Source organism: Bacillus sp. FSL M8-0025 (assembly GCF_037975475.1).
Taxonomy (GTDB): Bacteria; Bacillota; Bacilli; order Bacillales; family Bacillaceae; genus Bacillus; species Bacillus subtilis.
Genome location: NZ_CP150258.1, coordinates 3,269,593 through 3,281,422, shown reverse-complemented (window position 1 = coordinate 3,281,422; position 11,830 = coordinate 3,269,593). Strand labels below are relative to the sequence as shown.

The 11,830-nt window shown below is 45.3% G+C and carries 9 protein-coding genes; 5 read left to right on the top strand and 4 right to left on the bottom strand.

Features of this window, described 5'->3' with window-relative positions; translation table 11 throughout:
- Nucleotides 1–22: 22 nt before the first annotated feature.
- The 3 genes from MKX38_RS17040 to MKX38_RS17030 all read left to right on the top strand — a co-directional run bounded on the left by MKX38_RS17040 (nt 23) and on the right by MKX38_RS17030 (nt 5,842).
- Entirely contained in the window at nt 23–1,834 is a 1,812-nt protein-coding gene (locus MKX38_RS17040; RefSeq protein ID WP_167408442.1) for an assimilatory sulfite reductase (NADPH) flavoprotein subunit, read from the top strand.
- Between the two features lie 25 nt (nt 1,835–1,859).
- Nucleotides 1,860–3,575, top strand: a complete 1,716-nt coding sequence (gene cysI / locus MKX38_RS17035; protein WP_003243849.1) for an assimilatory sulfite reductase (NADPH) hemoprotein subunit — start codon at nt 1,860–1,862, stop codon at nt 3,573–3,575.
- Between the two features lie 254 nt (nt 3,576–3,829).
- Complete coding sequence (locus MKX38_RS17030) at nt 3,830–5,842, top strand: Na+/H+ antiporter (RefSeq protein ID WP_339187800.1); 2,013 nt, start codon at nt 3,830–3,832, stop codon at nt 5,840–5,842.
- 43 nt (nt 5,843–5,885) lie between these two features.
- Here the strand turns inward: MKX38_RS17030 and yvgO are convergent, their stop codons facing one another.
- Nucleotides 5,886–6,371, bottom strand: a complete 486-nt coding sequence (gene yvgO, locus MKX38_RS17025) for a stress response protein YvgO (RefSeq protein WP_181220125.1) — start codon at nt 6,369–6,371, stop codon at nt 5,886–5,888.
- 222 nt (nt 6,372–6,593) lie between these two features.
- Between yvgO and pgoN the strand changes: the two genes are divergently transcribed.
- Entirely contained in the window at nt 6,594–7,424 is an 831-nt protein-coding gene (gene pgoN / locus MKX38_RS17020; RefSeq protein ID WP_015483687.1) for a glyoxal/methylglyoxal reductase, read from the top strand.
- 29 nt (nt 7,425–7,453) lie between these two features.
- Here pgoN and modB read toward each other — a convergent pair whose 3' ends face one another.
- Together modB and modA are read right to left on the bottom strand one after the other, a co-directional pair.
- A complete protein-coding gene (gene modB, locus MKX38_RS17015; RefSeq protein ID WP_339187796.1) occupies nt 7,454–8,146 on the bottom strand; it encodes a molybdate ABC transporter permease subunit in 693 nt (230 codons plus the stop codon).
- The gene (gene modA / locus MKX38_RS17010; RefSeq protein ID WP_339187794.1) at nt 8,118–8,900 is read right to left on the bottom strand and encodes a molybdate ABC transporter substrate-binding protein; all 783 of its coding nucleotides are present in this window, start codon (nt 8,898–8,900) and stop codon (nt 8,118–8,120) included. The genes modB and modA overlap by 29 nt, the downstream gene beginning before the upstream one ends.
- Nucleotides 8,901–9,010: 110 nt before the next feature.
- Between modA and MKX38_RS17005 the strand changes: the two genes are divergently transcribed.
- On the top strand, nt 9,011–9,937 hold the full coding sequence (locus tag MKX38_RS17005; RefSeq protein WP_339189454.1) for a substrate-binding domain-containing protein: 927 nt from the start codon (nt 9,011–9,013) through the stop codon (nt 9,935–9,937).
- A 27-nt stretch (nt 9,938–9,964) separates the two neighbouring features.
- Here MKX38_RS17005 and MKX38_RS17000 read toward each other — a convergent pair whose 3' ends face one another.
- Nucleotides 9,965–11,818 (bottom strand): LTA synthase family protein, encoded by a 1,854-nt coding sequence (locus MKX38_RS17000; RefSeq protein ID WP_339187792.1) that lies wholly within the window; start codon nt 11,816–11,818, stop codon nt 9,965–9,967.
- Between the last annotated feature and the right edge of the window lie 12 nt (nt 11,819–11,830).

Below are 11,830 nucleotides of genomic sequence, written 5' to 3'. Positions count from 1 at the left end.
ATAACTTTGTGAGGTGGATACGTTGCAACTTCAGGTAATGAACAGTCCGTTTAATCAGGAGCAGGCAGAGCTCCTTAACCGCCTTCTGCCGACCTTGACCGAATCCCAGAAAATCTGGCTGAGCGGATATTTATCCGCGCAATCTGTTTCCGCCCAAGAAGCTGCGGGTACGCCGGCGGCAGCTGTGTCTGCGGAAGCACCGGCCGTTTCAAAAGAAGTGACCGTTCTTTATGGTTCACAGACGGGAAACGCACAGGGGCTTGCGGAAAATGCCGGCAAGCAGCTTGAACAGAGCGGTTTTCAAGTGACCGTCTCATCCATGAGCGATTTTAAGCCGAATCAGCTGAAGAAGGTAACCAATCTTTTAATCGTCGTCAGTACGCATGGAGAAGGCGAGCCGCCTGATAACGCGCTGTCGTTTCATGAATTTCTGCACGGAAGACGGGCGCCTAAGCTTGAAGACCTGCGCTTTTCCGTTTTGGCGCTTGGTGACAGTTCGTACGAATTTTTCTGCCAGACAGGGAAAGAATTTGATCAGCGCTTAGAAGAACTCGGCGGAAAACGGATTTCTCCGCGCGTTGATTGCGATCTTGACTATGATGAACCGGCAGCCGAATGGCTTGAGGGTGTATTGAAGGGATTAAATGAAGCTGGGGGCGGAACCGCCGCGCCTGCGCCGGCGGCTGCGTCTCAAACCGGTGAGTCTTCGTATTCCAGAACAAACCCGTTTCGGGCTGAAGTGTTAGAAAATTTAAATTTAAACGGCAGAGGATCAAATAAAGAAACACGCCATGTGGAGCTGTCTCTTGAAGGATCAGGCCTGACTTACGAGCCTGGTGACAGCCTCGGCGTCTATCCAGAAAACGATCCGGAACTTGTCGAGCTGCTCCTTAAGGAAATGAATTGGGACCCGGAAGAAATTGTGACGCTTAATAAGCAAGGTGATGTCCGTCCGCTGAAAGAAGCGCTGATTTCTCACTATGAGATTACCGTTCTCACAAAACCGCTTCTTGAACAGGCAGCCCAGCTGACAGGGAACGATGAGCTTAGAGAGCTTTTAGCCCCGGGAAATGAGGAGAATGTAAAAGCCTATATTGAAGGGCGCGATTTGCTTGATCTCGTCCGTGACTATGGCCCATTTAGTGTATCTGCGCAGGAGTTTGTCTCGATTTTGCGAAAAATGCCTGCCCGCCTTTATTCGATTGCAAGCAGTTTATCCGCAAATCCGGATGAAGTGCATTTAACAATCGGCGCAGTCCGCTACGATGCGCACGGCCGTGAACGAAAAGGCGTCTGCTCGATTTTGTGCGCGGAACGTCTGCAGCCAGGAGACACACTGCCGGTTTATGTACAGCACAATCAAAACTTTAAGCTTCCGAAAGACCCTGAAACACCGATTATCATGGTGGGCCCTGGGACAGGCGTCGCACCTTTCCGTTCCTTTATGCAGGAGCGTGAGGAGACGGGAGCGGAAGGAAAGGCATGGATGTTCTTTGGCGATCAGCACTTTGTCACGGATTTCCTTTACCAGACAGAGTGGCAGAATTGGCTCAAAGACGGTGTGCTGACAAAAATGGATGTGGCGTTCTCACGTGATACGGAAGAAAAAGTATATGTGCAGCACCGCATGCTTGAACATAGCGCAGAATTGTTTGAATGGCTTCAAGAAGGAGCGGCTGTTTACATTTGCGGAGATGAAAAGCACATGGCGCATGACGTCCATAACACATTGCTTGAAATTATCGAAAAAGAAGGCAATATGAGCCGCGAAGAAGCGGAGGCTTATCTTGCCGATATGCAGCAGCAAAAACGCTATCAGCGTGATGTATACTGATTTGACTTGAAAGGAGTTTTTCAACATGGTGACCAAAATTCTAAAAGCACCGGACGGCTCTCCAAGTGATGTTGAACGCATTAAAAAAGAAAGTGATTATTTGCGCGGCACGCTGAAAGAAGTGATGCTCGATCGAATCAGTGCGGGAATTCCGGATGATGACAACCGCCTGATGAAACACCACGGCAGTTATTTGCAGGATGACCGCGACCTCCGGAATGAACGCCAAAAGCAGAAGCTTGAGCCCGCATATCAGTTTATGCTGCGCGTGCGTATGCCAGGGGGCGTCTCGACGCCTGAACAATGGCTTGTCATGGATGACCTGTCCCAGAAATACGGGAACGGCACATTAAAATTGACGACACGTGAAACGTTCCAAATGCACGGGATTCTGAAATGGAACATGAAGAAAACCATTCAGACGATCCACTCAGCACTTTTAGATACGATCGCAGCCTGCGGAGACGTAAACCGTAACGTCATGTGTGCATCAAACCCTTATCAATCTGAAATCCACTCAGAGGTATACGAGTGGTCTAAAAAATTAAGTGATGATCTGTTGCCGCGGACGAGAGCATATCATGAAATTTGGCTTGATGAGGAAAGAGTTGCCGGCACGCCGGAGGAAGAAGTCGAGCCAATGTACGGACCGCTCTATCTGCCCCGGAAGTTTAAAATCGGTATTGCCGTTCCGCCGTCTAATGATATTGACGTCTTTTCACAAGATCTCGGATTCATTGCGATTGTCGAGGATGGCAAGCTGATCGGTTTTAACGTGGCAATCGGCGGCGGTATGGGAATGACGCATGGCGATACTGCGACATATCCGCAATTAGCCAAGGTGATCGGATTCTGCCGGCCTGAGCAAATGTATGACGTTGCTGAAAAAACGATTACGATTCAGCGTGATTACGGCAACCGTTCTGTCCGTAAAAATGCGCGGTTCAAATACACAGTTGACCGCCTCGGTTTAGAAAACGTAAAAGAAGAATTGGAAAACCGTCTCGGCTGGAGCCTGGAAGAAGCGAAGCCGTATCATTTCGATCATAACGGCGACCGCTATGGCTGGGTGGAAGGCATCGAGGATAAATGGCATTTCACGCTGTTTGTCGAAGGCGGCCGTATAACGGATTACGATGATTATAAGCTGATGACTGGCTTGCGGGAAATCGCCAAAGTTCATACAGGTGAGTTCCGGCTGACAGCCAATCAGAACTTAATGATTGCGAACGTTTCAAGCGATAAAAAAGAAGAAATCAGTGCTTTAATTGAACAGTACGGACTAACTGACGGCAAGCACTATTCAGCACTTCGCCGCAGCTCGATGGCATGCGTCGCTCTTCCGACCTGCGGATTGGCAATGGCCGAAGCAGAACGTTATTTGCCGACCCTGTTAGATAAGATTGAAGAGATTATTGACGAAAACGGCCTTCGTGATCAGGAAATCACCATTCGCATGACAGGGTGTCCGAACGGCTGCGCACGTCATGCACTCGGTGAGATCGGATTTATCGGAAAGGCGCCGGGCAAATATAATATGTATCTTGGCGCTGCGTTTGACGGAAGCCGTTTAAGCAAAATGTACCGTGAAAACATCGGTGAAGCAGACATTTTAAGCGAGCTGCGCATCCTTCTTTCCCGCTATGCGAAAGAACGCGAGGAAGGCGAGCATTTCGGTGACTTTGTCATCCGCGCGGGCATTATCAAAGCAACAACTGACGGTACGAATTTTCATGATTGAGAAAGAAAGACGAGAGACAGGGAGTAGCTTCCTGTCTCTTTTTTCTGTAATTTGCTCTGCTGCAAAAAAGTTCACTGTGAGCATATCATGAGAAAAAATACCCTAAAAAGGGTACTATAAAAGAAGACAAGTGTGGAGAGAACTCCTGCGAAACCACATAGCGTATGCAAGGCCACCCTAGCTCAAGGGCTTTTAGACAAACAGATTTTTTGGCTCATCATGCCGACACACAACAGACGAAGGAGGTCATGCATTTGGACATATTTTTAGTTGTGCTCGTATTATTAACGATTATTGCGATTTCTAATATCGTGAACCGGTTTATTCCGTTTATTCCGGTGCCGCTGATTCAAGTGGCTCTTGGGATTCTTGCCGCCTCATTTCCACAGGGACTTCATTTTGAATTAAACACCGAATTGTTTTTTGTTCTTTTTATCGCGCCTCTGCTATTTAATGATGGAAAGAGGACACCGCGGGCAGAGCTTTGGAATTTAAGGGCTCCGATTTTATTGCTTGCACTCGGCCTTGTATTTGCGACTGTGATTGTAGGCGGCTACACGATTCACTGGATGATTCCTGCTATTCCGCTGGCAGCGGCCTTTGGACTTGCGGCCATTCTTTCACCGACTGATGTCGTCGCTGTCAGCGCATTATCAGGAAGAGTGAAAATGCCAAAAGGGATTCTTCGCCTGCTGGAAGGTGAGGGGCTGATGAATGATGCATCAGGTCTGGTGGCCTTTAAGTTTGCGATTGCAGCGGCAGTGACTGGTGCATTTTCATTAGCACAAGCGGCTGTCAGCTTTGTCTTTATTTCTCTCGGAGGCTTGCTGTGCGGGGTTGTCATTTCATTTTTGATTATTCGTTTTCGCCTATTTCTGCGCCGCCTTGGCATGCAGGATGTCACGATGCATATGCTGATTCAAATTCTGACGCCGTTTGTGATTTATTTGGCAGCTGAAGAAATCGGCGTTTCCGGCATTTTAGCTGTTGTGGCTGGCGGTATTACCCATGCGGTTGAACAGGATCGTCTGGAATCAACGATGATCAAGCTGCAAATTGTCTCCTCAAGTACGTGGAACATTATTTTATTTATTTTGAACGGCCTGGTCTTCGTTATTCTCGGCACGCAAATCCCTGATGTTATTTCTGTTATCTTTAACGACACTGCCATCAGCAACATGAAGGTGATCGGCTATATCCTAGTCATCACATTTACGTTAATGCTCCTGAGATTCCTGTGGGTGCTGTTCTTCTGGAACGGCAAATGGTTCTTTAATAAAGATCAGAACATCTATAAACCGGGTCTTCGTTCGACGCTGTTAATTTCGATTTCCGGTGTGCGTGGAGCAGTAACGCTTGCAGGTTCTTTTTCCATTCCGTATTTCCTGGAGGACGGCACGCCGTTTCCGGAAAGAAATCTGATTCTCTTTTTAGCAGCCGGCGTCATTTTATGCACGCTTGTCATTGCTACCGTTGTGCTGCCGATTCTGACTGAAAAAGAAGAAGAGGACGAGGAACGAAACAAGAAGCTGCTGACGGCGAGACGCAAATTGATCAAAACAGCCCTTCAAACGATTAAAGAGGACATGAATGAGACAAACAAAACGGCCTCTCTTGCGGTGATAGCTGAATACAATGAGAAAATGAAAAATCTTCGTTTTCAGCAATATACATCGTCTAATCGCATCAAAAAGTACGAGCGTAAAGTCCGTGCCCAAGGGGTTAAGGCAGAGCAAGAGGCGCTGATGAAAATGCTGGAGCGGGGAGACATCCCGGAAGAAACAGCAAATGTGCTGCAAGAACGATTTAACGAGTTGGAAATTTTGTATGCGAACCCGTTTAAAGTCGGATTATCAAAAACAAGGCTCAAGAGGCTGATGTATTGGATTTTCTTCGGTGAACATAAAAAGCCGGAGATGTCGATTTTAAATGAAGCGGGATTGATACGGGCAACAAGAGTGAAAACGGCAAAAGCAGCGATAGAATATCTGGAAAAACATAAGACGGATGAGCATAAAGAAGTGTTTTTATCTGTCATTACATTCTATAAGCAGTTAATTTTCAGGCTGGAGCACAGCCATCATGAGTTAAAATCAAGTGCCCATTTTGAAAATCAGAAGCTGGAAGTGAAGCTGAAGGCTGTGCAGGCGATCAGAAATGAAATTCAAACGCTCTTCGAAGAGAGGGAAATTTCCCGGGACATCTCCCATGAGCTTCGCCAATACATTAATGATGTCGAAGCCGCCATGCTTGAAGGCGGCGAATAAATGCAGAAAAAAAGCTGGCGTTAGAGCGCCAGCTTTTTTTATATTAAGGGCGATGAAATGCGACAGTGCTGCCATCCCGGTCGAACCAGCCTCTGAAGGCCCAGTTGATCCAGCCGCCATCGCCTTTGTTTGTAAAGGTTCCATCTTCAAATACCCAAATGCCATACGTAATGCCGTCGTAAACGGCTGAGCCGTAAAATTGCACACCGTTCAAATGATCTTCATATTCCTGGCTTAAATTAAAGACCATGACGTTATATTTTTGGCCGGACGCGTAGAAGGAAGACTCCATGAGGTTTTTCACAAAGCCATCCCTATTCTGTGCGGATTTGATGGCATCAGCGATCTGGTTGGCAATTCCAAGTACATCCAGGTCGACGTTTAAACCTACATCAGCGGCAGTTGTTCCAGCAGTAGTTGTCTGCGACATCTTCGGAGCAGGATTTTCTTCAGCGGAAGCAAAGGACAAAGGGGCAATTGTCAAAGCGGCACCAAGAGCAAGTGTCATTGGGATACGAATACGTTTCAAGTTGTTTCCTCCTTTGTTTTCATTTGGTTACACTACACGCATACCCTGCTCAATGTATTTGTAATCTCAATATTGTTAAAATAGGAAAAAAATAGTGTTTGAATTTGCCTGTGCTGTGAAAAAAGAAGCAAAAAGAGGGACTTAAGCGTATTATTGGTATCGGCTGAGAGGAATGTGAGATAATATAGACGCTTACATTTCAGTGAAAGGGTGGATGTTCAAGTGCCAACAAGTTTAAAAGATACTGTAAAGTTACATAACGGAGTTGAAATGCCTTGGTTCGGTCTGGGTGTTTTTAAAGTAGAAAATGGTAATGAAGCGACTGAATCAGTGAAAGCGGCAATTAAAAATGGTTATCGCAGTATTGATACAGCAGCGATCTACAAAAATGAAGAAGGCGTTGGCATCGGGATTAAAGAATCCGGTGTGGCAAGAGAAGAGCTCTTCATCACATCAAAAGTGTGGAATGAAGATCAAGGCTACGAAACAACGCTTGCTGCCTTTGAAAAAAGCCTAGAAAGATTACAGCTTGATTACTTAGATTTATATTTGATCCATTGGCCTGGCAAAGATAAATATAAAGATACATGGCGCGCGCTTGAAAAGCTGTACAAAGATGGCAAAATTCGCGCGATCGGCGTCAGCAACTTCCAAGTTCATCATTTAGAAGAGCTGTTGAAAGATGCTGAAATCAAACCGATGGTGAACCAAGTTGAATTTCACCCTCGTTTGACGCAAAAAGAATTAAGAGATTACTGCAAAGCGCAAGGCATTCAGCTGGAAGCGTGGTCTCCGCTCATGCAGGGACAGCTTTTGGATAACGAAGTGCTGACACAGATTGCTGAAAAACACAATAAATCTGTGGCTCAAGTGATTTTGCGCTGGGATCTGCAACATGAAGTTGTAACCATTCCAAAATCCATTAAAGAACACCGTATCATCGAAAACGCTGATATTTTTGATTTCGAATTGTCTCAAGAAGACATGGACAAAATTGACGCATTAAATAAAGATGAGCGTGTCGGCCCAAATCCTGATGAGCTTCTGTTTTAATCAAAAAACTCCCCGTTACGGGGAGTTTTTTAGTGCGTTTTTTTCTGTTGAATGAAAAACAGCATCAAAAAGGAAATGACAACAATACAGACGACCCACGCCCAGGCGAGGGTATTGTTGTCGGAATCCAATGCGACATATATCGCCGTCGGCAGTGTTTGCGTAACACCGGGGATGTTCCCTGCAAACATGAGTGTTGCGCCAAATTCTCCGAGCGCCCGCGCAAGGCTGAGGATGCTTCCGGTCAGCAATGAAGGATAGGCAAGCGGGACGGAGATATGGATAAACACTTTCCATCTGCTAGCGCCGTCTACCATTGCCGCACCTTGTATATCGGGGTCAATGTCAGCAAATCCGGTTTTGGCTGATTGATACATAAGCGGAAAGGCTACAACAGCCGAGGCGATCACAGCGGCCCACCAGGTGAAAATGACAGGCTGCTGGAAAATCCACTCGATGGCTTGTCCGATGAAGCTGTGCTTTCCGAAAATGACGATCAAAATAAAACCGACAACAGTAGGCGGAAGAACGAGCGGAAGCATAAAACATGTTTCGAGTGCCGTTTTTCCGAAAAATGATGCCCGTGACATCCATGCTCCAGCAAGTGTTCCGAGAATAATGACAACAATTCCGGCAACTGCCGCCACCTGAAAGGAAAGCACAACGGGTGTTAAAAATTCTGAAGCGCTTATGCTACTCGGCAGTAAAGCCATATTTCTCAAATACTTTCATTGCTTCATCAGATTGCAGGTATTCGTAAAATTCCTTCGCTTCCTTACGGTGTTTTGTATCTTTTACGATTCCTAACGGATAGACAATTGGGCTGTGTGTATCTGCTTTTGCCTCGTCAATAATGTTGACCTTTTTCGAGACCAGGGCATCTGTTTTATAAACAACACCTGCGTCTACATTGCCGGTTTCAACATAAGAAAGAACTTGGCGAACGTCTTTTCCATACACAATTTTATCCTTCACTTTGTCCCATAAAGACAGCTTTGTCAGTGATTCTTTCCCATAAGCTCCTGCCGGTACGGATTCCGGAGTGCCAAGAGCGATTTTTTCTGATTCAGCCAGATTGCTGAAGCTTGTCACAGGTGAATCTCCGTTTTTCGGTACGACCAGCACAATTTCATTACCGACTAATTCAGTGCTGTCTTTTTTTGCGATATCTCCATCATCCACCAGCTTTTTAAATTTATCCTCAGCAGCTGAGAAGAACAGATCTGCTCCTGCTCCTTGAGAAATCTGTTTTTGCAAGGCGCCGGATGAGCCATAGTTATCTTGGATGGTTATATTTTGATGATCTTTTTCATAATTTTTTTGGATTTCCTCAAGTGCATCCTGCGCGCTGGCGGCAGCTGAGATGGTTAACGTTACTTTTTTCTCGCTGTCCGTTGAAGACTGGTTTGAAGAACAGCCTGCTACAAGCAGAAAAGCAGTTAAGGCTGCGATGAAAATAGAATACTTCTTAAACATGATTGCACCCCTTATCATTAGATATAACTAATTATAACTGATTATGTTTGGTTTATGTGGGTTTTTTTACATTCGGCGAAAAGGTATAATAAAATAGGAGAGTGATGATGATGAATGAAACCTCTTCCTATACGATAGAAGAAGTTGCAGGTCTGCTGAAGGTATCAAAGCTGACCGTTTATGACTTGATTAAAAAAGGCGTGCTGCCTGCTTACCGTGTCGGAAGGCAGATGCGTGTGGATGAAGAAGATTTAAAGCAATATAAAACGAATATGAGAATGTCTCAGCCCATCGCTGCAAAAGAAGCGCCGAAACAGGTGCAGGAGGCTGAGCCGGACGGCAGACCAAATGTCATGATCAGCGGACAGGACATTTCGATGGATCTTCTCAGCAAGCATTTGGAGAATGCCATTCAAGAGACGCCGCTCCGTAAATACAAAGGAAGCTTAAACAGCCTGATTGATATGTATCAAGGCAAGTGTGACATTGTCAGCCTCCATTTGTACGATGCTGAAACGGGCCAGTATAACGCTCCTTATGTAAAACGGATTTTGACAGGTGAACCTTTTTGTCTCATCAATGTCGTTCTCCGCAAAGCAGGACTGTATGTGCAAAAAGGGAATCCGAAAAACATTCAAGGCTGGAAAGACTTGAAAAGAGCTGATATCCGGATCATCAACAGGGAAAAGGGTTCTGGCGCAAGGGTGCTCCTTGATGAACAGCTTGGCTTGCTTGGTGTGAATCCGGCTGATGTAAAGGGATACGACGATATCGTGACTGATCATTACGCTGCCGCTTCACAAGTTTCAAGCGGACAGGCTGACGCGGGAATCGGGGCGCAGCACGCGGCACATATGGGCAGTGTTGATTTTATCCCGCTCATCGACGAACAATATGATATCGTTGTTTTGAAAAAAAATGAGCAGCTGCTCAAAGCCGTGAAGGAGATTTTGAATTCTGAGGACTATAAGGCGAATCTGTCTCATTTAAACGGCTATGAAACGAAGCTGACTGGCAAGGTGATGTTGGAAACATAAAAAATCCCTCTTGATAGAGGGATTTTTTTATTCGGAAAACCTGAGCAGGTCACCATTTAAAATTTTATCAGAGAAAGACAGTTCTTCGTTTGCTTTCTCCTTATAAGGGAGGCACGCATCCTGATCTTCCAGCACTTCACCTGTTTTTTGGCTATAGCACGTGTTCTTTGTGTATATATAATCGTTCGTAATAAAGCTGCCGTTTCGCAGAACGGCGAATGGGGTGCGGTCGCCCGACAGCAAATCATTGCCGAATTGGATATCGCCTTTTGTCTCAACGCCGAGCAAATGCATCAGCGTCGGCCTGACGTCGACCTGTCCCCCGGCATCAGGGATGGTTTCCGGCTTTTGATCGGTGATTCCCGGGATATGTATGATAAACGGCACCCGCTGGAGCTGAACGTTGTCATACGGTGTGATTTCGTCTTTCCCTAAAAACTCAGCCATTGCCTCGTTATGGGCTTCAGAAATGCCGTAATGATCTCCCATAAATACGATCATCGAATTTTCGTATAAGCCTTCGTCTTTCAGTTTTTTGATAAAATGCTTCAATGCTTCATCCTCATAGCGAACCGTGGTCACATAGCGGTTTAACAGATCACTGCTTGAATCGAATTCATCTATCAGCTGATCCTTTTCATCAATCTCAAACGGAAAATGATTCGTTAACGTGATAAAACTGCTGTAGAACGGCTGTGGCAGGCTTTTCAGCTTTTCGGCGGACTGCTCTAAAAATTCTTTGTCTTTTAAGCCCCAGCTTGTCGATGTCCCGGGAGTGACATGAAAATCATCAACATCAAAAAAGCGGTCAATGCCAAACGTATCGTACATGACATCTCTGTTCCAAAATGTTTTATGGTTAGCATGAAAGACGGCTGAATAATAATCGTACTGTTTCAGCGATTTATACATCGTATGAAATTGATGGTCGCTTTTCGTGAAAAAGACGGCGCCGCTAAGGGAAGGATACAGTGAGTTAGCGACGATAAATTCTGAATCTGATGTTTTTCCTTGTTCTGTTTGCTGATAGAAATGATCAAAGGAATAGCTTTTTTTTATGAGATCATTCATAAATGGGGTAATTTCTTTTCCATTTACTTTTTCATTCAGAACAAAGCTTTGGGTCGATTCAAGTGTTACAAAGATGACATTGCGCCCCTTTGCAAGACCGAATTTGCTTTGATCAGGCTTGCTGTAATCAGCCTCTGTGTAGTTTTTAATGGCAGTTATACTGTCTTCATCGGCAAAAGCTTTCGCGCTGATATTAACAGTCTGAGAAATTGTATCGTAAATATGGAACTGAAACAGACCGATGCTTTTGACTAGCATTTCCCGGTCAAAAGAATGTGCCAAAAGCTTCGGCTGCTGTACTTCTGCAAGTGCCAGTGTGCATAAAAGCATGCCGCAGGAAGCTGCATAGTACCGTTTGATCGTGCGGGGAGCGGCTTTTGTCTGTGGGTGTTTGGTTTTTCTGGCGAACAGCAGCAGAAAAACCAAATCCGAAAACAGGGCGATAAACAGAGGATGGAACAATTCTTTTACACTGCTGCCCATATCGCTCATGTTGCTCGCCTGAAATAAAACCGGAATGGTAATAAAATCGATATAAAAGCCGTAAAAAATCGTATTAGAGATCAAGATAACAGTCAGAACCAAATTGGCAATCAGCAAAAAAGCCCGCTGCTTGTTTCCTTTCAGAAGCAGGCCGATCCCGAATAAAGGAAGAATAAAGCTGAGCGGGTTGACCAGCAGCATTAGCTCCTCCAACAGAGTATCGATTTGCAAATCAAAGCCGAGTTTATATATCACATACGTTTTGATCCACATAAATAAGATCGAAAAACATAAAAACCGCTGATTGTGAAAAAAGGTTCCTTTCATCAATATGACTCC

What these genes read in the sequence shown, in the direction of transcription:
- modA (WP_339187794.1), bottom strand. Translation starts at nt 8,900, where the DNA reads ATGTTTAAGAAGTATTCTATTTTCATCGCAGCCTTAACTGCTTTTCTG.
- MKX38_RS17000 (WP_339187792.1), bottom strand. Translation starts at nt 11,818, where the DNA reads ATGAAAGGAACCTTTTTTCACAATCAGCGGTTTTTATGTTTTTCGATC.
- MKX38_RS17005 (WP_339189454.1), top strand. Translation starts at nt 9,011, where the DNA reads ATGAATGAAACCTCTTCCTATACGATAGAAGAAGTTGCAGGTCTGCTG.
- cysI (WP_003243849.1), top strand. Translation starts at nt 1,860, where the DNA reads ATGGTGACCAAAATTCTAAAAGCACCGGACGGCTCTCCAAGTGATGTT.